The organism is Paenibacillus sp. FSL L8-0435 (assembly GCF_037965655.1).
GTDB lineage: Bacteria > Bacillota > Bacilli > Paenibacillales > Paenibacillaceae > Paenibacillus.
This window is the reverse complement of the sequence record NZ_CP150185.1, coordinates 188,047-211,851: the sequence shown is the minus strand read 5'-3', so window position 1 is coordinate 211,851 and position 23,805 is coordinate 188,047. Positions and strand designations below refer to the sequence as shown.

At 47.2% G+C, this 23,805-nt stretch carries 19 protein-coding genes and 1 other RNA gene; all 20 read right to left on the bottom strand.

The window, feature by feature from the left end; all coding sequences use genetic code 11:
- Positions 1-165: 165 nt before the first annotated feature.
- Entirely contained in the window at positions 166-615 is a 450-nt protein-coding gene (locus NST33_RS01025; RefSeq protein WP_221822321.1) for a hypothetical protein, read from the bottom strand.
- A 309-nt stretch (positions 616-924) separates the two neighbouring features.
- On the bottom strand, positions 925-2,178 hold the full coding sequence (locus NST33_RS01020; RefSeq protein ID WP_221822323.1) for a mechanosensitive ion channel domain-containing protein: 1,254 nt from the start codon (positions 2,176-2,178) through the stop codon (positions 925-927).
- Between the two features lie 148 nt (positions 2,179-2,326).
- Positions 2,327-2,968 carry a polysaccharide deacetylase family protein gene (locus NST33_RS01015; protein WP_221822325.1) on the bottom strand — a complete coding sequence of 214 codons (642 nt, stop codon included), beginning with the start codon at positions 2,966-2,968 and terminating at the stop codon, positions 2,327-2,329.
- A 183-nt stretch (positions 2,969-3,151) separates the two neighbouring features.
- On the bottom strand, positions 3,152-4,027 hold the full coding sequence (locus tag NST33_RS01010) for a carbohydrate ABC transporter permease (RefSeq protein WP_221822327.1): 876 nt from the start codon (positions 4,025-4,027) through the stop codon (positions 3,152-3,154).
- A 15-nt stretch (positions 4,028-4,042) separates the two neighbouring features.
- Positions 4,043-4,912, bottom strand: a complete 870-nt coding sequence (locus tag NST33_RS01005; RefSeq protein WP_076210184.1) for a sugar ABC transporter permease — start codon at positions 4,910-4,912, stop codon at positions 4,043-4,045.
- Positions 4,913-5,058: 146 nt separating this feature from the next.
- Complete coding sequence (locus tag NST33_RS01000; RefSeq protein ID WP_221822329.1) at positions 5,059-6,372, bottom strand: extracellular solute-binding protein; 1,314 nt, start codon at positions 6,370-6,372, stop codon at positions 5,059-5,061.
- Between the two features lie 173 nt (positions 6,373-6,545).
- Entirely contained in the window at positions 6,546-8,294 is a 1,749-nt protein-coding gene (locus NST33_RS00995) for a response regulator (protein WP_221822332.1), read from the bottom strand.
- Complete coding sequence (locus NST33_RS00990) at positions 8,270-10,342, bottom strand: sensor histidine kinase (protein WP_221822333.1); 2,073 nt, start codon at positions 10,340-10,342, stop codon at positions 8,270-8,272. Before NST33_RS00990 ends, NST33_RS00995 begins: the two co-directional genes overlap by 25 nt.
- A gap of 631 nt (positions 10,343-10,973) precedes the next feature.
- Positions 10,974-11,336: a hypothetical protein gene (locus tag NST33_RS00985; protein ID WP_221822337.1), complete on the bottom strand. Its 363-nt coding sequence runs from the start codon at positions 11,334-11,336 to the stop codon at positions 10,974-10,976.
- A 106-nt stretch (positions 11,337-11,442) separates the two neighbouring features.
- Positions 11,443-12,150: a uracil-DNA glycosylase gene (locus tag NST33_RS00980; RefSeq protein WP_221822338.1), complete on the bottom strand. Its 708-nt coding sequence runs from the start codon at positions 12,148-12,150 to the stop codon at positions 11,443-11,445.
- A gap of 212 nt (positions 12,151-12,362) precedes the next feature.
- On the bottom strand, positions 12,363-12,935 hold the full coding sequence (locus NST33_RS00975; RefSeq protein WP_339181138.1) for a zeta toxin family protein: 573 nt from the start codon (positions 12,933-12,935) through the stop codon (positions 12,363-12,365).
- On the bottom strand, positions 12,928-13,125 hold the full coding sequence (locus NST33_RS00970) for a hypothetical protein (protein ID WP_339181135.1): 198 nt from the start codon (positions 13,123-13,125) through the stop codon (positions 12,928-12,930). Before NST33_RS00970 ends, NST33_RS00975 begins: the two co-directional genes overlap by 8 nt.
- Before the next feature lie 86 nt (positions 13,126-13,211).
- Positions 13,212-13,576: a transfer-messenger RNA gene (ssrA, locus tag NST33_RS00965) on the bottom strand.
- A 590-nt stretch (positions 13,577-14,166) separates the two neighbouring features.
- Positions 14,167-14,649: an SsrA-binding protein SmpB gene (gene smpB / locus NST33_RS00960; RefSeq protein ID WP_036674736.1), complete on the bottom strand. Its 483-nt coding sequence runs from the start codon at positions 14,647-14,649 to the stop codon at positions 14,167-14,169.
- Between the two features lie 260 nt (positions 14,650-14,909).
- Positions 14,910-17,699, bottom strand: a complete 2,790-nt coding sequence (gene rnr / locus NST33_RS00955; protein WP_339306426.1) for a ribonuclease R — start codon at positions 17,697-17,699, stop codon at positions 14,910-14,912.
- A 562-nt stretch (positions 17,700-18,261) separates the two neighbouring features.
- Positions 18,262-18,495: a preprotein translocase subunit SecG gene (secG, locus tag NST33_RS00950; RefSeq protein WP_062837740.1), complete on the bottom strand. Its 234-nt coding sequence runs from the start codon at positions 18,493-18,495 to the stop codon at positions 18,262-18,264.
- A gap of 212 nt (positions 18,496-18,707) precedes the next feature.
- Positions 18,708-19,994: a phosphopyruvate hydratase gene (gene eno / locus NST33_RS00945; RefSeq protein ID WP_062837741.1), complete on the bottom strand. Its 1,287-nt coding sequence runs from the start codon at positions 19,992-19,994 to the stop codon at positions 18,708-18,710.
- Positions 19,995-20,233: 239 nt separating this feature from the next.
- Entirely contained in the window at positions 20,234-21,778 is a 1,545-nt protein-coding gene (gene gpmI / locus NST33_RS00940; protein WP_047841461.1) for a 2,3-bisphosphoglycerate-independent phosphoglycerate mutase, read from the bottom strand.
- 1 nt (position 21,779) lies between these two features.
- Positions 21,780-22,532 carry a triose-phosphate isomerase gene (gene tpiA, locus NST33_RS00935; RefSeq protein WP_036616221.1) on the bottom strand — a complete coding sequence of 251 codons (753 nt, stop codon included), beginning with the start codon at positions 22,530-22,532 and terminating at the stop codon, positions 21,780-21,782.
- 36 nt (positions 22,533-22,568) lie between these two features.
- On the bottom strand, positions 22,569-23,750 hold the full coding sequence (locus NST33_RS00930; protein WP_221822442.1) for a phosphoglycerate kinase: 1,182 nt from the start codon (positions 23,748-23,750) through the stop codon (positions 22,569-22,571).
- Between the last annotated feature and the right edge of the window lie 55 nt (positions 23,751-23,805).

The window sequence follows — 23,805 nt, the reverse complement described above, 5'->3', positions numbered from 1 at the left end:
AATTTTCCAATGAACTCAAGTGGGGGATATGGTAACCCATTCTTCCAGACCATTGGCTTGAATAAATAAAACTCTACTACCTCATTGAGGCGGTAGAGTTCCTATTCATGAGACGGAAGCATTAAAGTCTATGATACCTAACGTTGTTTTACTCTCACGAGCTGGTCACGGCACCCAGACATCCCTTTTATAAAAGGTTACGCTGTAAGCATCGGTATCGCTGTATCGTCCATCTTTGCTTACCACTTTAAAATATACATTATTGTAGTCGACAAGAACGGTATCCGCTCCTGACGTATTCGTAGAAGAAGCAACCAAATTTCCAGCGCTGTCATAGGCGTACAAATCGTAATCATAGCCGGAAGGAGAACCAAGCACGACCGATTTGCCATGCCCTCTGAATGTAAAGTAGTCTACATCTGTCGGGGAAGATAGATAAGACCAAGCACTTCCACCCCAGTATGCCGGACCGTAGGGAGTGGCCACCGTTTGCGTTGGGATTTTATACGCGCTGCTCAAAGTGTCATTCGACTCGTAATTATCCGCCAAGGCCGTACCCACAATCGATCCTGATAAAAGCGTCATCATAATAACAGAATACAATGTTTTCTTCATTTCATTCTCCCTCCATTTCTTTTGAAAAGTTAGCACGCCAAAGAGACTCCATGCTTTTCCCTAGTTCATAGACACACCTGATCAGAAAAAGCTCCAAATCACCCCTTTCAAAATATGGAATTAATTATAATATAATGAAAAATATATGTATTGTCCACTTATATTTACAGTATCTCTGTTTTTCTAACTGCATTTGAACACGATTCCAAAACTGTGACGTGTTCTCACCCATGGCCGAATTGGAGGTGCATCCAAACGTAAAAAAGACCACCAATATGGTGGCCGTCACATCTATTTTGATAAATCTTCTTAATACTCTCGCGCATATTGCTTATCCTCTTTCAGCTGCACAATGTCATGTCCGGTTGGATTCTGGAAGGCCCGTAGTCCAAATGTTGACGCCACCGCGAAGATATGGTCAAAGATATCCGCCTGAACGTTCTCATATACACCCCAGTTGATATCATTGCTGAATGCATAGATTTCCAGAGGCAGCCCGCGATCTTCCGGTGCTAATTGTCGCACAATCATCGTCATATCTTTATTGATTTTTGGATGATTCCTCAAATATTGATGGATATATTCCCGGAATACACCGACGTTTGTCAGTTGTCTGCCATTCACGTTGCTTTCGGTATTCACCTGGTGCTCCATGTTGTAAGCCTGAATTTCTTTCAATTTCGCCGTGACATAATCAGTCAGGTAGTGGATTTTCTCAAATTCAGCCACCATCTCTTCCGTACAAAAACGGATACTGCTGATATCAATATAGATACTCCGCTTAATCCTTCTGCCACCGGACACCTGCATCCCTCTCCAGTTACGGAACGAATCCGAAATGAGGGCGTAGCTTGGAATCATCGTAATCGTTTTATCAAAATTCATAACCTTTACCGTATTCAAAGTAATGTCGATGACGTCACCGTCCGCATTATACTTTGGCATCTCGATCCAGTCACCAACACGCACCATATCGTTCGACGATAGCTGTACACCAGCCACGAGGCCCAAGATCGAGTCTTTGAATACCAGCATTAATACTGCCGATAACGCCCCCAGTCCACTGAGGATAATGAGCGGGTTCTGTCCGATCAGGCTGGAGATGACGATAATGCCCCCGATAATGAACAGGACAATCTTGGCTACCTGAATGTAACTCTTGATTGGGCGAATCTTCGACACCTCATAGGTACGATAGATATCATCGAACACATTCAGCAGAGCATTCAGAACCGTAATCATGATGACAATCATGTAGGTCATTGCTGATTTTTCAATTATGGCCTGATAGGGCGAGAAAATATAAGCAGAATAATAGATTATAATGGCTGGTACAAGATGCGACAGTTTCTGAAATAAATTTTTTTGAACCACAATATGGCCCCACTTGAAACGGTTGTTACTTACGATACGATGAACCGTCTTCAGTACCACTCGCTTAGCAATCACATTTGCCAATATCGAGATCACTGCTATAAAAATAATCATAATGATGTTTGAAAGATAACCAATGGAGGGTCCACTCATGCCGAGTTCTTCTAGTTGATTTCTGATAAAGTCCATTGTTTCCTCCTGACATAATCTAGTTTAGCCTATTATTATAAAGTAGTTTGAGAGGGCAAGCAAAGTTTGATCTCCCGCTCCGTTCTTCCTATGCATTATATATATTAAAAAAGGACCCTGTCATTCAAAGAATGATGGGCCCACTTGATTATGTCGTCTTTGCATCATGCTCACTAGAAATGTCTAACAGCTCACTCACCGTCACCATACGGTACCCTTCCGTGACCAGTTCCTCCACCAGCACACGAACCGCCTCCACCGTCTGGGAACGATCCCCGTACCCGTCATGAAATATGAGCACGCTACCAGGTTTCACCGCAGACCGGGTGTGCTCCAGAATGTGCTCAACACCGGGATTGTCCCAATCCCTCGCATCACCGTTCACCGCACCAATCGTGCGATATCCACGCTCCGCTGCCAGAGACAATATATCATCGTTTACGCCAAAATACGGCGGTCGGAAGCTGCGGGCAGGTTGCCCCGTAACTTCTTGAACAAGATTTTCTGCGCGTTGTAGCTCCTCCCCGGCTTCCTCCAGCGTCAACTTGGTCAGATCCGGATGCGTGTACGTATGGTTAGCGATCTCATGCCCTTCCCGGTGCACCTCCGCCGCAATCTCCGGGTGGTTCTCCATCTCTTGGCCAATCATGAAAAACGTCGCCCGCCCACCCGCACGGCGGAATATCTCAAGCACTTGAGGTGTATACACCGGATGTGGCCCATCATCAAACGTGAACGCCACAACTTTTTCCCGAACAGACTCCTGCACTACCATCGCGGTATTGACCATAAATAATGACCCCTCTCTGCAACTGCCTGGCTACTTACCCCCTTATTATTCCATGTCCACAGGCTCCGGTCTAGTCCAGAGATCACTCCTTGCGAAGTCCCGAATCAAGCCGATATCCACCAGAAAGAGAGTACAGTGAGTGAGCAGCAAGCCCCTTCTTACGCTCCCCAGTCCAGCCTCCAGCTAACCTTTGATCGCACCTGCGATCATACTCTTCTGCACCTGTTTGTTCAGCAACAGATAGATGACCACCGTTGGCACCGTCGTAATCATCAGTCCAGCACCAATGATACCCCATTGCGTAATGTACGTTCCCACCATCGACATCATGCCCACCGTCAACGTCTGGTAAGCCGTGTTATTGATAAACGTAACTGCAAACATCAGCTCATTCCAGCAGGACAGAAATGTGAAGATCGCTACAGTTGATATGGCCGGACGCACAAGTGGCAGGATAATGGAGAAAAACGTCCGGTATACGCCGCAGCCGTCGATAACCGCCGACTCTTCCATCTCTCTTGGGATACCTTTGAAAAAGCTACCCAGAATGAATACCGCCATCGGAATGCCAAATGCCACATAAGGAATGATCAGAGACCAGTAGCTGTTGAGCAGGCTCAGATTCTTCAAAATAATAAACAATGGCAGCAACGCCGCATGAATCGGCACCATCATGCCCAGCAAAATAATCGTCATCGTCAACCCGCTAAGCTTCCAATTCATTCTCGTGATTGCGTATCCCGTCATGGAGGACAGGATCAGTACCAAGACAATGGAGGCCGCAGTAACCAGCACACTATTCATAAAATAGGTCAGCACATGGCCGTCGGACATTGCTTTGGTGTAGTTGCTCCACAGAAATGCTTTGGGCAACCCGGCTACATCACCGCTGAAAATCTCACTGTTATCCTTCAGGGAAAACAGTGCCAGCCAGATGAGCGGGTAGATCTGCACAATCGCGACGAGGATCAGAAACGCTTGCAGGAACACTTTCCCGATCGGTCCGGAGATGGACCTCGGCTTGGGCTTTTTTTTCAACATGACTTCTACGGTACTCATGCCTTTTGCCTCCCTCTACTCCGTTTTGAACAATGAATTAATGAGGATCGTACAGACCAGACACTCCACAATGATAAAGACCGAGATTGCACTGCCATATCCGTACCGGAACGTATCAAAAATGGTAGCGTACATCAGCGTGCTCGGCACTTCAGTGGTGTAGAACGGCCCGCCTCCAGTCAGCACATAGATCAAGTCAAACACCTTGAATGCGCCGATGACCGAAAAAACAAGGCTTACCTTCAGTATTGGCTTCATCAGCGGGATCATGATGGACCACGCCGTGCGAATACGGGAAGCACCATCCATTCGGGCAGCTTCGAGTACGTCCTGAGACACGGACTTCGCTCCTGCATACATCAGCAGCATGTGATACCCTACGTACTGCCACAAGGTCGGAATAAACGATGCCGCCAGCGCGGTGTCCTTCTGCCCCAGCCAGTCCTGTGCCAGGCTGGATAAGCCGATACTTTGCAGCAGCACATTCAGCAGGCCGTAATCGGCATTGTAGATTTTTGACCACAACTGGGCAATAACCACCGTTGAGATCAACACCGGGATAAAATACACGGTCCGGTAGAAACCTTCCCCCTTGACATTGGACGCCAGAATTAGTGCGAGCACCAGCGAGATCGGCAGTTGAATGAACACCGAAGCACCCGCGAATAACAGGGAGTTCTTGATCGAATTCAGCACACGGGTATCCTTAAACATCTCTACATAGTTGTCCAGACCAATAAATGTACCCCTGCCTACGCCGTTCCAGTCCAGCAGACTGTAATAACTGGAGACAAAGATTGGAATGAGCACAATGCCACAGAACAGAATCAGGGTGGGCAGTACAAAGACAGCTATCGTGCCTTTATTGGAAAATACAGAGTTCATTGTTGTTCTCCTCTCAAAGGCGTGACCGGATATTCCGGACCACGCCTTGTTTGGGTTCATCTTCATTGTTAACAGGCTTCAGCTTGGCAAGCTCACGAGCGTACACATGTAAGGATTACGGTTGCGCACATATTAACCTGCGCGACCTACAGGCTCAGCTCTGTTGGTTTGAGCTGTGCCATCTGTTTGCAGAACTCCTCCGGTGTTACATCGCCGGCAAGCAGCTGGGCAATCAGGTTTTTGTGCGCTTCGGCAGACTCCGCTGGCAGAATGTTATCCCACCACGCAATGAATGAGGTCGCCGTTTTCATAATATCTGCCGCAGACAGATCAAGGGAGGACAGGCTGGACGTGTCGAGTGCATCTGTTTTCCAGCTTGGCAGACCCGCTCCAGCCAGGAAACCTTGTGTACCAAGTTGCTCGCTCAAATACATGAGGAATTCCACGGCTTCCTTCGAATGTTTGGTATTCTGGTTGATGTAGAAACCATCGACGGCTCCGCCGAAGATTTCGGTACTTGTGCCTTTGCCATCTTCAAATACCGGGAATGGAATCACTTTCACTTTGCCTTTGACTGCGGAGGACGGGTCCTCAATTCCTGCATTTACCCAGTTGGCCTGGAACATCATTGCCCCGTTGCCTGCATTAAATGCCCCAAGCATCTCGTCATAGCTCATGCTGAACATACTGCTGTTGAACGCCCCTGCTTGCGCAAGCTGCTGCATTTTGGTCGCGGCGGCTACAAAGTCGGGCGAATCCCATTTCGACGGATCTTTAAAGGCTTCCATCACCGCAGCATTGCCTGCCTGACGCATCGCAATAACGTCGTACCAGTACATGCCCGGCCAGCGGTCCTTTTCCCCAATCACAGCCGGGGTGATCCCCGCCGCTTTCAGCTTGGAGACTGCATCCAGCAGTTCGTTATAGGTGGTCGGAATCTTGGCACCCGCCTGCTCGAACAGTTCCGTATTCACGTAAAGGTTGGCGATATGTGTGTACACGGGCAATGTGTAGATTTTGCCGTCCATATTGATCGCCTCAGCCATACCCGGACCCATTCGTTCTTTGATATCGTCCGTCAGGTAACTTGAGATTTCCAGTACATTGCCGGATTTAATATATGGCTGCATAAAGCTGCCACCACCCATGCCGTAGAACAGGTCTGGCGCTTCACCAGCTGCAATCGATGTTTTGACTTTGGTTTTGTACTGTTCTCCTGTCGTGCCCGTACGTTCAACCTGGATGTCCGGATGCTCGCTGTTCCATTTCTCAACAATCTCGGGCAGCAGTTTGGCCGAAGGATCGGTATTGCCGACCGATTGATCCCATAGCGTCAGCTTAATCTTGCCATCGCTCTCCCCCTGTGTACCACCGGACGAACCGGATGAACATGCCGCCAGACTGCTTACAATTCCCAGAGTCAGAATTAGACTTGCTGATTTTTTTAATAGCGCTTTCATCTCTATGGACCTCCCTATGTGTTTTAGTTGGTTCTAGCCCATATTTTAGGCGAACCGTGCGTTGTTCTCCATTTAGAAAACAGGCATCGATTTGTAATATTCGAGCATATGTGAAATCGGAAGTGAGGGTGCGCTCACACCTTCTCTACACTCCCGGGTTTACATCTCGTTTTTCAGGTTTTTACATTCCGATATTCGTTCATGGACCGACCGATATGTTTTTTAAACAAGACGCTGAAATAATGTGGGTCCGGGATGCCTACCTGTTGCCCGATCTCATACCCCTTTAAATCGGTCTGCTTCAGCAACGTTTCGGCCTTTCTCATACGAAGCTGCGTCATATATTCCACAAACGTCTGCCCGGTCTCTTTTTTCATCAGCCGCCCCAGATGGCCCGAACTTACGTAAAAAGCAGCCGCGGTGCTGGAAAGCCCCACTTCCGCATTGCCCATGTTCTCTTCAAGATAAGCCATCACCCGGTCGATCAGATTGCCTTCTTTGGCCTGTCGCTTAGCTTGTATGGCATCCGATACCGTGCGGACATGCTGCTCCAGCATGCTTTTTAGTTCAGGCAGATGACCTGCTGTAAAAATGGCCGCAACGGCCTCTTTGTTCAATGCGTGTTCTCCCTCAAGTTGCTGCTCTATGGCAGCACGCTGGCACTCCGTAACCACATCCATGGCAGCCATCCGAAACTGTGAAACGTCCGAGAACGGCACAGACAGCATACGCTCCAGCAACAATACGGCTTCTTCCCCCGCACCAACACTGACGTAAAATTGCAGTTGTTGGAGCAGCTGAGCATCCGAGTGGTACCGCCTTTTTCCGCCTTCGATGACCAGATCCTCGAAGCAAATAACCTGATTTTTCCCCACAAACGCCTGATAATCGAGTGCACGACAAGCTTCCCGGTATCCCACACAGGCCCTTCCCCATCCTGATTGCCATTGCCCAATCCCTACGGTCACATCAACTTCACACCCTTCGAGCTTAAGTGTATGTTGAAGTTCTTCCTGAAGCTGCTGTACCTGAACGGCAAATTCCGTATCCGCACCAAGCGAGAGTACAACTATCCGGTTATGTGGGTCCATGACGATAATGGTTTGCGAATCCTGCGGATAAAATGCCTGCACCTGCTTCATGCCTACCATTCGCAGCAGAATATGTATTTCCTCGGCAGTATGTGGATGACCTTCTGTCTGATGCTGGCTTAATTGGGACTGACCGTGTTGTTGTTGAGGCCCTCGTTGTGCTTGGTGTGTTTGGTGATATGATTCGGACAGATGTGGATATACCTCTGGTGCAGCTATCTTAGCTTGCGGTACAGCAACCTCCACCTCCATTACTGCGATGCGTGATCCTGGTTCACCAGACGAGATAGGAATACCGAAGAAACGCGCCTTCTCTTGTAGTTCATCCTCAGGTATCACGTTACTTAACCATTGATTTACAAACCTCTCCCTGAGATAAGGCAAGCTCTGCTTCATCTCCTCCCGCAGCTTCATCAGCTCGTACTCACGCCCCATCTCCTGCTCGATTGCCACTCGTAGCTTCGTCGTAACCTGTAATAATTCAGAAGCACGGATGGGTTTCAAAATAAAATCGGATATGCCCAGCTTCACACTCTGACGAGCATATTCAAATTCATCATGTCCCGTCACTACCACGATTTTTATGTTTGGGTAACGCTCCATGAGGATGCCGCTCAGTTCAATGCCGTCCATCTTGGGCATGTATATGTCCGTGAACACAATGTCTGGACGCAACAGCTCAACCTGATTCAAAGCCTCTTCAGCATCGGAGGCCTCACCAATGATGCTCATGCCTTGCTGCTCCCAATCGATACGCATGCGCAGCAGATTTCGGATGAGGTACTCATCATCCACAATCAATACCTTTAATGGTTCCACAGTGAATTCCATGATTCATCGGCTCCCTTCGGGATCGTTATGATAATGGTGGTTCCTTTTCCAACCTCGCTCTGCAGCTTAAGTCCATCTTCTCTGTCATAAAAAATCCGAAGCCGCTCCATCGTCCCCCATAAGCCAAAGCTTGGATTGTATTTAGCGTTATAGGTAGGATTAGAAGTATCAGAAGAGTTAGAAGAGTTAGATGGGTTAGATGGGTTAGATGGGTTAGATGAGTTCGAGCGATTAGACCTGTTCATTTCTGTGCGTTGAACCTGTTGTACTTCTTCCTCGGACATGCCGACTCCGTCGTCAGTGATCGTTAGAAGTACTCCCTCTTTGGATCGACGAGCTTGAATACGTATCGTGCCTGGGCTGCCTTTGGGACGAATACCATGATAAAGAGAATTTTCCACCAGCGGCTGGAGTACAAGCTTGGGAATCATCACTCGTTCACAGTCTGAATCGATATCGTACTGCACCTCAAATACACCGGGATATCGCACCTGCTGGATCGTCAGATAATTGCGTACAATCTCAACCTCCTCGTGCAGCGTAATCAGTTCGCGCCCTTTGCTGACACTCAGCCGATAGTAACTTCCAAGCGCTTCTAACAGCTCACATACCTTATCGTTCATGCCGGACATCGCCAGGGAGGTAATGGAATCAAGTGTGTTATATAGAAAATGCGGCTTGATCTGCGCCTGAAGTGTATTCAGTTCTGCTCGGCGGATCGTCTGCTGCTCCTGAATGATGCGTTTCAGCATCTGGTCAATCTGCTCAATCATCTGGTTGTATCCTCCATATAGCTGTGCGAACTCGTAACTGTTCAGCTCAACCGTCACTTTGCGGAAGTTGCCACTTGGCGCTTTTTGCATGGAACGAAGCAGCTTATGAATCGGCTTAATGACGCTGCGCGAGATGATGAATGAACTGACGAAAAAGACCGTTCCGTTCACTGCCAGTAGAATCAACGCAAGCAGCACCATGGATTTATTACGGGTATCCGTATCCCGGTATGGGCTCATGCTGATGAATTTCCACTGATCATCACCAGCCGAACGATAGGTCACAGCATATTCCTGACCACCCGATTGCAAGGTGATGAAGCCGGAAGATTGCTCTTGAAATGTTTGTTTTAACTTGGCCTGATTGGCCTCTAATATCTCGTGCATCCCTTCCTGTCCAGAAGCGGCAGACATGGATGAGTCGGATACAGTAGGCACGGCCTTCTTTCCATCGGTTACGTTCGTTGCGATCACCCGCTGATGCTCATCCAGGATGGCCACCTGAAATGAATCCGGTGCAGACAGGTTGGCATAGGCTTGAGCAATGGATTTTCCCTTGATGTTCATGACCAGAAATCCAAGTGGAGACGTATCATCCAAATCTCGAATGAGGCGAATAAACGAGACCACCTCTTGCCGATCATTCTCCCCCGTTGCCGAGACTCCGCTGTCGTTGTTGCCACCATTCAGCCTGAGCAGATATCTTCCGTTATGTTTCAGTGCCTGTTCGTACCAAGGCGCTTCCTTCACATTCGCTTCCATAAACGTGGGCCATTCCTGTGTACCAACCGAGAATCGGTGCCCCGAATTATCGTAAATATATACTGAATCGATAATTGGAACCGCTTGCATAAGATTAGTCAAATACGCGCTGACCTTGGACTGTGTTTGTAAATTGGAGTACACATTGCCCTGCCGCAGCAGGTTCTGCAAGTTGGGATCGGAGAAAATCATTTTCGAATAATTGTTCACGTTCTCGATCATCAGATTAACGTTGGTCTCAATAGATGTAATTGTCTGCAATGATGCTTCATTGATCTTTCGCTGCGTATCATTTTCCGAGATACGACTCAGTACCAACGCACTGAACGCCACCGTTAGCAGAATAATGATAAAGTAGGCAAATGGGATTTTAAAAGCGAGTGTCTTGGGCTTGCGTTGAATATACTCTTTGAAACGGGGAGTCCAATTCTTCTTCATTGCACTGGTGTTTGCTTTTGTATTTGCGTTTACTTCTGCATCGGTCTCAACATCTGATTGAGCTGTTGCTTTCACTTCTATTTTTCATCTCCTTCTGTTGTTGCTCCTGCATCTGTTGTTGTATCTTTTGCTCTGTGTTTCACTGTGACCCTCCCTTGGTTCCGATGTGTGATGGGTTTATCCGATGTGATCGGATGACCTATTGTGATATCCACCACTCTCTCGGATTTTATACAATTGTATATTATAGAACTGTGCATGGAGGAGGCTCAACTCTTTTTATCGCATACGGATGGCTTGACTGAGTGAAGTAGAATGAGGCTTTGGAAAGACGATTGCTGTGAACGCTGTGGGTGAGGCCCCGTAATTGGAGCCGCAAGGAGTACTGCCTTATAAAATGTTGGAGGTACAGATAATAAGTTGTGGTTTGTGCCAGATGGAGAGTGATGTGGGAGAGGCGGAGGATCTGAATACACAAAAGACGATGATAAACGTCTACCTTGATATGGCATACTTTTGAGCAAGATTACGATATCTACGGGCATCATTCTTACTACTGGCAGTGTGTTGATCGAGTGGATAAGGTTGGGAAGTCCAATTATCGTTTTCTCATATGATGAATTTAAGTGGGGCAAATGTTGGGGGCAAACTGCCCTCGGGCAGGACAAGTACAGAGTTCGTTATGATATGAATCAGCGAATCGTGATCAAAGCGAGAATACGGTAACGCCTTTTTTGGAGGCATACTTCAGCGTGTAGCTTCCTTCTGTGCCATATGGCATTGTAGCGATTTGGATGCGGGTGTAATCCAACCGACTCTCTCTCAGCACTTTTTTAACTAGCGCTATGCTCCGATCCTCGTCCGTGACCACACAGAAAATGTTCATTACATATTCCTTCGGATCAGCCACACGGCTGCCCAGGTCACATCCATCCACCTCTCCCAACTCCGCCTGGGTCAGAACGGTTTCCAGATATTCCATCACCTTTTCCTTCAACCAATGATCTCGTTTGCTACCCTGCGCGCTCTTCAGCGGATATTGCACCACAAGCCAGTATTTTTCACTCATTTAGGCTTCACCAACCAATCTTTATAGAATAGGCATTACGTTATGTGTGAGCACTTGAACGATAAGAATGCATGTGTCAGCCTTTATTTCTCCAGTTCCAAATGGGTTAGATAATTGACCTTACTGCTTTTTGGAATTGTACTGCCCTTCCATTTGCAGGATGAGGAACATGGTGATGTTTAATGAAATGGGAGCTTAACGTGTCTGCTGACTTCCTGCCAATAGCCACGATCTGAGCATCAGGATTCAGTTGCATAAGCTGTCTGGCAAACGGCAAACCATCCTCCAACTCTGCCAAAGTCGGCGTTCGATTCGTCATCCTGTTTTCAGAAGATTGATAAGGATGAAAGGGATAGATGTTCCAAAATATAAAGTCCGTTGGTTTCCACCTTGAACTGGATAACACTTCGCCCCATATGATGGATGCTGTCGGTTCTGCGAATCCATACAGTGCCTGACTCCGGTTAGGTTTGGCGATATTGGGCAGGCTAGTTCGGACACCCGGCTCACCTGCAAAAATCATCTGGTGATTCACCAGCGAGTGATTCCCGGTAACCATTCGCTCGGACGTCAAGGGTACGCCGGAGAACCTCGCCCCTTGATATCCCACAGCTTCAGCAATAAAAATGTACCGAGCCTTGGACATTCGTGGCCCCAAATACCTGACCAAATGTTCAGAACGAATCTTCACCGCTTCGGGGCCGATATCATAGCCTTTCACATAATCTTTCCAAGGATTAATCACATTTACTGGCGAGACGTATGCTTGTACCCCTGCAACAAACTCGCGGATCTGTTGCTGCGTTTCGCTCATGCTTTTTTGCCTCCTTTGGGAGATTACAGAGTATATCGGGCTTACATCAGCTTATTTTACAAATATTATAGCATAAACAGAAAAACCACCAACCAGACCGCTGGTTGATGGCTTTTGACTCTAATGGAGGCGAGGGGAGTCGAACCCCTGTCTGAAGATAACGGCACATAAACTTCTACGGGTGTAGTCACAGTTTTGATGTCACCCGAGTATCAGTAACCCACAAGAACAAGATTAGACCATGCAGGTATGGATTCAGCGCAGTAGATCAAATCACCCTGTATGATTTCAGCAACAATTAAAGGCTCGTATGTATTATCAATGAGGATAACCCGATCTGCGATGGCTAGAGCCGGTTTAAGGTTCTTCAATGACTCACCATATCGATAACGAATGTCTTCTTCTGCAATCCAATGTCCACCTTGTTCAACACGAGAGGCTACACGATCTATATGCATTTGAACATCCTCAAGACCGATATAGTATACGACAATTTCGTATCTATTTTGTTTTGCTATTTCCATATGTTTTAAAACAAATGATCCGGACAATGTCGTTTCAATAGCGAAGTTCATACCACTTTTAATGAGAGATCGGATTTTTTTCACAGCTTCCCTGCCAGCAGACAGGTCAGCACTGCGCGGATTCTCTGGCTTCAACTCTCTTGCAATTTGATCCGGATCAACCAGTTCACCAAGCCACTCTCTCATTTGCATACTGAGTGTACTTTTCCCTGCTCCATTGGTTCCAGCAAACACAGTCATAACTGGTCTGATTTCACTCATGATACTCAAACTCCTGGCGTTTCCCAGTAGCATCAAATATAATTTCAAATTTATTTCCTTCAGCATCCTCACGAACGCGTTTGTTGTTCTTTATATAATAAATAGAGGCACCTGATTCTTTAGCTTGTTTCCGTGCATGTTGAATTGCCTTTTTCAAAATTTCTTGGAGCTGTTCTCGATTTTCAAACATCTTGAGTCCCCCAATCTAAATTTCTGTTTATTATATCATAAACTAAAAAACCACCAACCAGAACACTGGTTGATGGCTTTTGACTCTAATGGAGGCGAGGGGAGTCGAACCCCTGTCCGAAGATAACGGCACATAAGCTTCTACGGGTGTAGTCACAGTTTTGATGTCACCCGAGTATCGCCCCGTAACCGGCTATACGTTGGGTCAGCCTGATTGTCTTCTTCAGCACACCCCAGGCGGAGATGTGACAGCGTATCCCACTACTTGTTAGCCCCTATCCCTGTCACATGGGCGATGCAGGGTAGAAGCACGCACACAGTTTCTTAGGCTGCGAAAGCGTAGTTTGTTTGTTGTTTGCCGTTTAATAGGCTTTAGCGTTGATAAAGCGGACGCGTCCCCACTACCCGCTACCCATGCTCGAACTATCCCCGTCGAATCCATAAACGCCCCCTCAATGAAGAAGGGCTCCAGGATTAATCCGTGAATACGGAGCAAAGGTGCTACACATCTTTTTCCTCCAAAGTAAAAAGATGCTTCTTTCAAACTCGGCATTCCTGTCTGCTACATGAGTAATCATAACACAGGACACATCACCGAAATAGTACAGATTGCTGGAAGACATTCCAGCAGGCTGAGCACGTGTACAAAGTTATCCAATACAACAGGCTCAATCGTCTACATATTATACCGCGTCACCAATCGGAAGTAAAGTTTACCCAGATTGGATCACGAACAACGGCACCTTAGTATCTTACCCACGTTTCAGGCAAACTACGCAAAGGCTAAAAATTTAGATTCATCAACGTGCCAAGCTCCATGCTCCTACCGAATTCCCTTCAACACATATCAAAGGAAATCACCACATAATACACTTCAGCAACTCACATCACATTACCTTTCTCATTACAAATAAAAAAGCCTCAATCTTGCCCATTGCAGGACAAACCTTGAGACTCCTTAACTCATACATCAATCTTCCTAACTTCATCACAAAAAATATCTTCTACACTGAAAAGTAAAGCCTTTAGCCCAGCGCTCCGCTTAACGCGCAACCTTCTGCTTCTCGCGCAGTACCCGTTGGATATCACGTTGAGCATCCCGCTTCGCGGCAGTTTCACGTTTGTCGTATTGCTTCTTACCTTTACCCAGTCCAAGCAAAAGCTTTGCATAACCGTTGCGGATATAGATTTTCAGCGGCACAATGCTGTACCCATCCTGTTTCGACAGTCCGAGCAGCTTGTGAATCTGCACTTTATGCATCAGCAACTTGCGCGTACGCGTTGGATCGAGCGGATTATTTCGGTTCCCTTGTTCAAAAGGACTAATATGCATATTGTGAATATGAATCTCACCGTTTCGAATCGTGGCAAATGCATCTCCAATATTCGCACGGCCGTTACGAAGAGATTTGATCTCCGTTCCGGTAAGCACCATGCCCGCTTCATACGTATCTTCAATGAAGTAGTCATGGGAAGCCTTTTTATTCTGTGCAAGCACTTTACTCTGTCCATCATTCTTGCCCATGTCCTCACTCCTTCTCCGTAAAATAAGCCGGTACCATGCTCTATAGCAGCGCACCCATTGTTGCACCAAGGTACCACGTGCCAGACCTTAATTGTAGCAAGTACGGCTGTTAAAATCAAGAAAGAGGCGACCTCTGCCGCCCCTCCTCATTACACCACTTTCAGACTGTGCGAAACAACACACCGGCTGAAGTGACTATTTTCTCCAACGCTTAACTTGGAGGAACGAATTGTAATCCATTTCTCCAAGTTACGTTAGCTTTATTTTTTCTTTTTCCGTACAAAAGCTGCCGTACCGTTACCAGCTGCACCTTTGCTCTTCTTCCGCTTGCGTCGTGGTGCTCCACCTTCCTGAGCGCCACCAGGAGTTGCATTTTCTCCAATAAATACGCCGCTCGGCGAAGTGTTTTTGCGTCCACTTCCGCCTTTGCCACCTTTACCGCCGCCCTTGCCGGACTTAAAGCTTCCTTCACCACGACCGCTGCCGCTGTTCAGGCCACTTCCTTGTCCACCGGTTGAACTACTATCCGATCCACCCGATGTAGAGCTATATCCGCCTTTACCTGAGCCAAAACCAAAGCTCAACGCGCCTTTGCCCCGGCCAGTTGATCCACCAGCATCACCAGCACGACGCTCACCTTTTGGTTTGCCACCGCCCTTACCTGCGTAGCCACCAGATGAGCCCGCGCCTGCACTCGCTGCTCCACCGCGACCGCCACGTCCACCTTTGCTGCTTTCTTCCGTTGATCTGCCACCACGGCTGGCTCCAGCAGTAGATGAGCCTCCTTTGCCGCCACGTGAACCGCTGAATCCACCTGGTCCACCCTTGGCACCGCCGCGCCCGCCGGCGCTACTAGGACGTCCACCTTTACCGCCACGTCCGCCACCGAAGCCGCCAGGACGTTCAGCGCGAGGTTTCATATCCACCATTTCAAAATCAATCGTATACTCTTCCATGCTTACACGTGCCACACGAATCTTCACTTCATCACCGATGCGGAAGACTTTCGAGGTACGTTCACCAATCAGAGCCATATGCTGATCGTCAAAATGATAATAATCGTCCGTGAGCGCGCTCAGGCGAATCAGACCTTCAACCGTGTTCTCCAGTTCAATGAACATACCAAAGCTGGTCACACTGCTGATCATACCTTCGAACTCTTCGCCTACTTTGTCGAGCATGTACTCGGCTTTTTTCATTTTCTCCGTATCCCGCTCAGCTTCTACCGCCACACGTTCACGTTCAGAAGACTGCTGCGCAATATCGGACATACGTGCTGCCAAATACTCCTGACGGTTCTCCGGCAAAGCACCATTATTTTCAATGACTTCGCGAATCACCCGGTGAATGACAAGATCGGGATAACGACGAATTGGAGACGTAAAGTGACTATAGAATTCTGCCGCGAGGCCAAAGTGCCCCGACATTTCAGAATCATACTTCGCCTGTTTCATCGAACGGAGCATCATCGTACTAATCACGGTTTGTTCTTTCGTTTCTTTGATATCCTCAAGCAACGATTGAAGCGCTCGTGGATGAATTGCATTGCCACGTCCTTTGACCTGGTGTCCAAAATTCGCCGCAAAGGCGAGGAAATTTTGCAGTTTCTCCTGATCCGGGTCTTCGTGTACACGATAAATGAACGGAACCTTCAACCAGTGGAAATGCTCTGCCACTGTTTCGTTCGCTGCCAACATGAATTCCTCAATGATTTGCTCTGCAATCGAACGCTCCCGTTTTACGATATCTACCGGTTTGCACTCTGCGTCCACAATGATTTTGGATTCTTCAAAATCAAAGTCAACCGCACCACGGCGCATACGCATAGCACGCAACTTCAAAGCGATCTCTTTCATCAGATGGAAATCATCTACAAGATCCTTATAACGCTCAAGCAACTCCGGCTCTTCACCTTCAAGGATTTTACGTACGTTGGAATACGTCATCCGCTCTTTGGTTTTGATTACACTTGTGAAAATATCATGTTTTACAACCTTCATCTGGTCGTTAAACTCCATCTCACAAGACAGTGTCAGGCGATCTACCTGTGGGTTCAAACTACAGATCCCGTTGGACAAACGCTGTGGTAACATCGGAATAACCCGATCCACCAGATACACACTGCATCCACGGTTGTAAGCTTCCTGATCAAGCTTGGAATTCTCCTGCACATAATAGCCAACGTCAGCAATATGAACACCCAGACGATAGTTACCGTTAGGCAGCTTCTCTACGTTAACAGCATCATCCAGATCCTTGGCATCTTCGCCATCAATCGTGACAATGTTAAGTCCGCGCAGATCACGGCGACCCTGTTGTACGATCTCTTCATCCGTGATGGAGTCTGGTGCTTTCTCCGCTTCTTCTACCACTTCATCGGGGAAGGCTTCAGGCAACTGATGCTTGCGAATGACGGACAAAATATCAATACCCGGCTCATCCTTATGACCGAGAATCTCGATCACTTCACCCTCGGCCGCCGCACGACCCTCCGGATAGCTGACGATCTTTGCTACGACCTTCTGTCCATCAACCGCCCCAGCAAAGTTGGTACGCGGGATGAAAATATCGCGATTAATCCGTTTGTCATCCGGAATGACAAATCCGTACACTTCATGGCTTTGGAACACACCAACGACTTGTGTTACAGCACGAGTAACAATGCGAACGATCTCACCCTCCAGGCGACCGCCAGAAGGTCCTTGAGACGTGACTTTAACCAGTACCGTGTCACCATTCATCGCACTTTTCATATCATTGGCATGAATGTACACATCCGGGTGCTCCCGATCCTCGGGGATAAGGAAAGCAAAGCCTTTGGCGTGAGCCTGTAAACGTCCGCGTACCAAATCCATGCGCTCTGGCATGCCATAGCGATTGTTACGGGTCAGCAAAACTTTACCGGATTCCTCCAGCGTATTAAGCATAATCAAAAAGGCTTTGAAATCAGCTGCATCTTCAATAGCGAAGTGCTGTTCCAACTCCTGATAAGTCATGGGTTTATAAGCGGTTTCCCGCATGAAGTCGAGCAATTGTTGTTCTGTTATCATTAATATATTCACCTCGGGAAACATAAAAGTGTAAGCAATCTCATCTCTTTATGTATCGGAATTATTACCATTTTCATGCAATGCAATATCACTGTTGTAAAGAGCGTAGTAGTGCAACCATACTATCTCATACCCTAGTATACACGAATTCAATCCGGCCCATCCGTACCTCGCAAAAAAACCACAGTTTGCCAAGCGCTCCACTAAAATCGCGCTTTCACGTATCTCTACAGACATTTTATGCGATACACGTGCTGTGCGCATCTGGAAAAGGACGACATGCGAAAATTTTCTGTACACATGACATTCATTATAGGGAGTGAGTTCGCGTAACGAATAAGCGAGGGACATACCATACATGATAGGGGTGTATTGCATATTAAGGAAGGAAAACCGAAACAGAAGTGAGAAGAAGACCGAAAATCATGGAGTCTATAGATTAGATTGTTGGAAAAGTTTGGACGCGTAAGAATTTATTAAAAAACCCCCGTTTCTTCACGAAACGAAGGTTCCTCAATTAAGCCATTAGCTTAAGCTATTCATTGAACAGCAGTTCCGAATCTTACTTGGAAACCACCGTAACAATAATAGACAAAATCATAAATCCTGCACCCAGTACCACCGTTGCACGTTGCAGGAAGAGATCCAATCCGCGCGCTTTCGTTTTACCGAAAAGATGTTCCGCACCACCGGAGATGGCACCCGCCAAACCAGCGCTTTTCCCGTGCTGCAGCAATACTACAGTGATTAGACCGATCGAGAAAACAACGAGCAGCAATTTCAAAGCAATATCCATTCTTTCCACCTCCTACCCATGTGGGCATAACATCTCACCATAAAAACAGTTACTTTAATTGTAACATAGCTATGGTTGTACTACAAGTAGTACAGTTTATACAATGCCCTAAATTTCACCATCTGCGTGATCCTTACGTTATATCATTACTCCGTCTTAATAAAAAAGACAAGCCGGTTACCCGGCTTGCCCGTAAAAGCTGTAGATCCAGCTTATTTTTTAAGGTTGTAGAATCCTTTAAGACCATTGTATTGAGCCAGTTCACCCAGTTGATCCTCAATGCGGAGCAATTGGTTGTACTTCGCAATACGGTCTGTACGGGAAGGAGCACCCGTTTTGATTTGACCAGCGTTAGTTGCAACAGCGATATCAGCGATTGTGCTGTCTTCGGACTCACCGGAACGGTGGGAGATTACAGCTGTGTATCCTGCGCGTTTAGCCATTTCGATTGCATCAAATGTTTCAGTCAATGTACCGATTTGGTTAACTTTGATCAGGATGGAGTTACCGATACCTTCGTCGATACCTCTGCCCAGACGCTCAGTGTTTGTTACGAACAGGTCATCACCAACGAGTTGTACTTTGTCGCCCAATTTCTCAGTGAGCAATTTCCAACCATCCCAGTCATCTTCAGACATACCGTCTTCGATTGTGATGATTGGGTATTTCTCAACCCATGAAGCCAGAAGGTCAACATACTCAGCGGAAGTGTAAGATTTACCTTCACCAGCAAGTGTGTACTTACCATCTTTGTAGAACTCAGTGGAAGCAACGTCCATACCCAGGAATACGTCAACGCCTGGTTTGTAACCAGCCTTTTCAATTGCTTCGATGATTGTAGTGATTGCTTCTTCGTTTGAACCAAGGTTCGGTGCGAAACCACCTTCGTCACCTACAGCTGTGTTCAAGCCTTTGGAGCTCAATACGGATTTCAGGTTGTGGAAGATCTCTGCACCTACGCGAAGAGCTTCTTTGAAGCTTGGTGCTCCAACTGGAAGAACCATGAACTCTTGAACGTCGATGTTGTTGTCAGCATGCTCACCACCGTTGATGATGTTCATCATTGGAACTGGCAATGCTTTAGCGTTGAATCCGCCCAGGTATACGTACAATGGCAGGTCCAGAGCGTCAGCAGCTGCGCGAGCTACTGCCATGGATACAGCCAGGATTGCGTTAGCACCCAGTTTACCTTTGTTTGGCGTACCATCCAAAGTGATCATCAATTTGTCGATACCCAGTTGATCCAATGCATCCATACCGATAACTTCTGGAGCGATTGTTTCGTTTACGTTTTTAACAGCTTGCAGAACACCTTTACCGAGGTAACGGGATTTGTCGCCATCGCGAAGCTCAACGGCTTCATGGGCACCAGTGGATGCACCAGATGGAACGATTGCGCGTCCGATTGCGCCGGACTCCAGGTATACTTCAACTTCTACTGTAGGGTTACCGCGGGAGTCGAGGACTTCGCGAGCGTACACGTCAGAAATAATAGTCATTTGTGATAATCTCCTTTATAGTTGGGATTTAATTTTTTGGACCAACTTGTGTTTGCCCTTTTTCACTACGTCAGCAGAATCGTCTTCTGATCGCTGTTATCCCCTGATTTCTTTGAACTTATTTTCATAAGTTGAAATCATGTGATAAAGGCGAACGCGTTGCTTCTTCAGACTATTTCTGCTGCCTTCGTTCAATGTGCAAACGCCAAACCGCCCAATTATATATCTTGTTTCGTAACTTATTTACGGGTAGCGATGACGGATGTACCTGTCATCTCAGCCGGTTTAGGCAATTGCATCAGGTCAAGGATCGTTGGCGCGATATCAGCCAGGATTCCGCCTTCACGCAGGGTTACATTGGCATCCGTAACGATGAATGGAACTGGGTTCGTTGTATGAGCTGTGAACGGACGTCCTTTCTCATCGAAGACCATATCCGCGTTACCATGATCCGCCGTGATCAGTACAACGCCACCTTTGGCAAGTACTGCATCCACAACACGGCCCATACACTCATCTGTTACTTCAACCGCTTTGATGGTAGGCTCCAGCATGCCGGAGTGTCCAACCATGTCAGGGTTAGCAAAGTTCAGAATGATGGCGTCATGTTTGTCTGCTTCGATCTCACGAACACATGCGTCAGCCACTTCATACGCGCTCATCTCTGGTTGCAGATCATACGTTGCAACTTTTGGTGAGTTGATCAGTACGCGAGTTTCGCCCGGAAGCTCCACATCACGACCGCCGCTGAAGAAGAAGGTAACGTGCGGGTATTTCTCAGTTTCTGCAATACGCAGTTGTTTTTTATTATTCTGTACCAGAACTTCACCCAGGGTGTTGTCGAGGTTCTTCGGCGAATAAGCCACATAACCTTCAACCGTCTCGCTGAACAAAGTCAAGCATACAAAGTGCAAGCCCACAGGGAACTTCGGACCACGATCGAAACCGCGGAAATCCTGGTTGGTGAATACTTGCGACAACTGGATCGCACGGTCAGGACGGAAGTTGAGGAAGATAACGGAATCGCCGCTCTCTACCAAACCTACCGGCTCACCATCCGCTTTGACGATAACCGTTGGTTCAACGAATTCATCAAATACGGACTTCTCATACGATTCTTCAACCGCTTTGAGTGGGTCAGTGTATTTTGGTCCATCTCCATAAACGATGGCGCGGTATGATTTCTCAACCCGTTCCCAACGTTTGTCACGGTCCATCGCGTAATAGCGACCTTGAACCGTTGCGATTTTACCTACTCCGACTTCTTCAATCTTAGCGATCAGCTTCTGCATGAAGTCTTTACCACTGTCTGGCATAACATCACGGCCATCCATGAAGGCATGAATATATACATCGTTCATTTCTTCTTTTTTGGCCAGATCCAGCATAGCAAACAGGTGGTCGATGTGACTATGTACGCCGCCATCAGACAACAAGCCGTAGAGATGAAGTTTTTTGCCGCTTTGTTTCGCTTCGCGAACGGCTTTGACAAGTGTTTCATTGTCGTAGAACTCGCCGTCACGAATGGATTTGGAGATACGGGTCAAATCCTGGTATACGATCCGGCCGGCACCAATGTTCAGGTGACCTACCTCGGAATTTCCCATTTGCCCTTCTGGCAAACCTACAGCTTCACCGCAAGCAGTGAGTGTTGTATGTGGGAATTGGCTCATGAAACGGTCGTAGTTCGGTTTCTTGGCTTGCGCTACCGCATTGCCTTCCACCGTGTTACGCAGACCAAAGCCATCCATGATGATCAGTGCTACAGGTTTTGGAGCTGTCATCTTACTTCGCCCCCTCAACAAGCGCGATGAACGAAGCCGGCTGCAAGCTGGCACCGCCAACAAGTGCGCCGTCGATGTCGCTTTGTCCGAGGTATTCTGTTACGTTCTCTGGTTTAACACTGCCGCCGTATTGAATACGAACTGCATTCGCAACCGTCTCGTTGTACAGATCCTTCACCAGCGTACGAATGTAAGCAATAACTTCATTCGCATCTTGGGAAGTGGAGGATTTGCCTGTACCAATCGCCCAGATTGGCTCATAAGCGATAACAACTTGTGCCGCTTGCTCTGCAGACAGACCTGCAAAAGCAGCTACTGTTTGCACTTTGCATACGTCTTTTGTTTGGTTCGCTTCACGCTCTTCAAGCGTCTCACCAAGGCAGAAGATTGGAGTCAATCCGTGACGGAATGCTGCATGCAACTTTTTATTAACAGTCTCATCGGTTTCCGCAAAATATTGACGGCGCTCCGAGTGACCAATAATGACATAATCCACACCCAGGTCTTTCAGCATCACGCCGCTGATTTCACCTGTGAATGCACCGTTATCTTCAAAGTGAAGATTTTGTGCACCAATTTTGATGTTTGTACCTTTAACCGCTTCTACCAGGGATGGCAGATTTGTAAACGGTGCGCAGATTACAGTTTCTACGCCTTCAACTTCCGCTTTTCCTTTAACTTCCTGAATGAAGTCATTGGACTCGGAAACCGTTTTGAACATTTTCCAGTTACCTGCGATAATCGGTGTTCTCATGGGTTTCAACTCCTTCATGCTATAGACTACTAAAACTTACTTGTCGTTCAATGCCACTACGCCTGGAAGTACTTTACCTTCCATGAACTCGAGCGATGCACCGCCACCTGTAGAGATGTGGTTCATCTTGTCAGCCAATTTGAACTTCTCAGCTGCTGCTGCGGAGTCACCGCCACCAATTACAGTGTAAGCTTCTGTCTCAGCGCAAGCTTCCGCTACTGCACGAGTACCGTGGGAGAATGGCTCGATTTCAAATACGCCCATTGGTCCGTTCCACACAACCAATTTGGAGTTTTTGATTACATCAGCATAGATCTCGCGTGTTTTAGGACCGATGTCGATACCTTCCCAATCTGCTGGGATACCATCGATGTCAACGATTTGTGTGTTTGCTTTTGCACTGAAATCGTCAGACACTACGATATCTACCGGCAGGTAGAAGTTTTTGCCCAATTTTTTCGCTTTTTCGATAAAACCGAGAGCAACATCAAGTTTGGAATCATCCAGCAAGGATTGTCCAATTTCATGTCCTTGTGCTTTGAAGAACGTGTAAGTCAGACCGCCACCGATGATTACGTTGTCTGCAATGTTCAGCAGGTTGTCGATTACATCGATTTTGTCCTTAACTTTGGATCCACCAATGATAGCTGTGAAAGGACGCTCAGGGTTGGAGATTGCTTTACCCAACACTTCAAGTTCTTTCTCCATCAACAAACCGGACACTGCTGGAAGCAAGTGAGCGATTCCTTCAGTCGAAGCGTGTGCTCTGTGAGCCGCGCCAAACGCATCGTTAACGAAAACGTCAGCCAGTTCAGCAAATTGTTTTGCCAGTTCCGGATCGTTTTTCTCTTCGCCTGCGTGGAAACGAACGTTTTCAAGCAACAATACGTCGCCGTTGTTCAGTTCAGCGATTTGAGCTTTAACAGCGTCACCAACAGAACCGTCAGCTTTAACAACTTTTTTACCAAGCAATTCAGACAAACGCTCAGCTGCTGGAGTCAAACGCAAAGATTCAACCACTTCGCCGTTAGGACGACCCATGTGGCTTGCCAAAATGACTTTAGCGCCTTTTTCAATCAAGAAGTTGATTGTAGGAAGCGTTGCACGAATACGTTTGTCATCTGTAATTTTACCATCTTCGAGCGGCACATTGAAATCTACACGGACAAAAGCCCGTTTTCCTGTCAATTCGATATCGCGTACACTTTTTTTGTTCATCTGTATTTCCTCCGCACCCATGTATTTGGTGGACCAATCAAGAGCTAAAATCCCT

Excerpts from the sequence above, each read along its gene's own strand:
- secG (WP_062837740.1), bottom strand. The coding sequence starts at position 18,495 with ATGGATATTGCTTTGAAATTGCTGCTCGTTGTTTTCTCGATCGGTCTA.
- NST33_RS00995 (WP_221822332.1), bottom strand. The coding sequence starts at position 8,294 with ATGGAATTCACTGTGGAACCATTAAAGGTATTGATTGTGGATGATGAG.
- eno (WP_062837741.1), bottom strand. The coding sequence starts at position 19,994 with ATGACTATTATTTCTGACGTGTACGCTCGCGAAGTCCTCGACTCCCGC.
- tpiA (WP_036616221.1), bottom strand. The coding sequence starts at position 22,532 with ATGAGAACACCGATTATCGCAGGTAACTGGAAAATGTTCAAAACGGTT.
- rnr (WP_339306426.1), bottom strand. The coding sequence starts at position 17,699 with ATGATAACAGAACAACAATTGCTCGACTTCATGCGGGAAACCGCTTAT.
- NST33_RS00985 (WP_221822337.1), bottom strand. The coding sequence starts at position 11,336 with ATGAGTGAAAAATACTGGCTTGTGGTGCAATATCCGCTGAAGAGCGCG.
- NST33_RS01020 (WP_221822323.1), bottom strand. The coding sequence starts at position 2,178 with ATGGACTTTATCAGAAATCAACTAGAAGAACTCGGCATGAGTGGACCC.
- NST33_RS01010 (WP_221822327.1), bottom strand. The coding sequence starts at position 4,027 with ATGAGTACCGTAGAAGTCATGTTGAAAAAAAAGCCCAAGCCGAGGTCC.
- NST33_RS00930 (WP_221822442.1), bottom strand. The coding sequence starts at position 23,750 with ATGAACAAAAAAAGTGTACGCGATATCGAATTGACAGGAAAACGGGCT.
- NST33_RS00980 (WP_221822338.1), bottom strand. The coding sequence starts at position 12,150 with ATGAGCGAAACGCAGCAACAGATCCGCGAGTTTGTTGCAGGGGTACAA.
- NST33_RS00975 (WP_339181138.1), bottom strand. The coding sequence starts at position 12,935 with ATGAGTGAAATCAGACCAGTTATGACTGTGTTTGCTGGAACCAATGGA.
- NST33_RS01015 (WP_221822325.1), bottom strand. The coding sequence starts at position 2,968 with ATGGTCAATACCGCGATGGTAGTGCAGGAGTCTGTTCGGGAAAAAGTT.
- smpB (WP_036674736.1), bottom strand. The coding sequence starts at position 14,649 with ATGGGCAAGAATGATGGACAGAGTAAAGTGCTTGCACAGAATAAAAAG.
- NST33_RS01005 (WP_076210184.1), bottom strand. The coding sequence starts at position 4,912 with ATGAACTCTGTATTTTCCAATAAAGGCACGATAGCTGTCTTTGTACTG.
- NST33_RS01025 (WP_221822321.1), bottom strand. The coding sequence starts at position 615 with ATGAAGAAAACATTGTATTCTGTTATTATGATGACGCTTTTATCAGGA.
- NST33_RS00970 (WP_339181135.1), bottom strand. The coding sequence starts at position 13,125 with ATGTTTGAAAATCGAGAACAGCTCCAAGAAATTTTGAAAAAGGCAATT.
- NST33_RS01000 (WP_221822329.1), bottom strand. The coding sequence starts at position 6,372 with ATGAAAGCGCTATTAAAAAAATCAGCAAGTCTAATTCTGACTCTGGGA.
- gpmI (WP_047841461.1), bottom strand. The coding sequence starts at position 21,778 with ATGACAGCTCCAAAACCTGTAGCACTGATCATCATGGATGGCTTTGGT.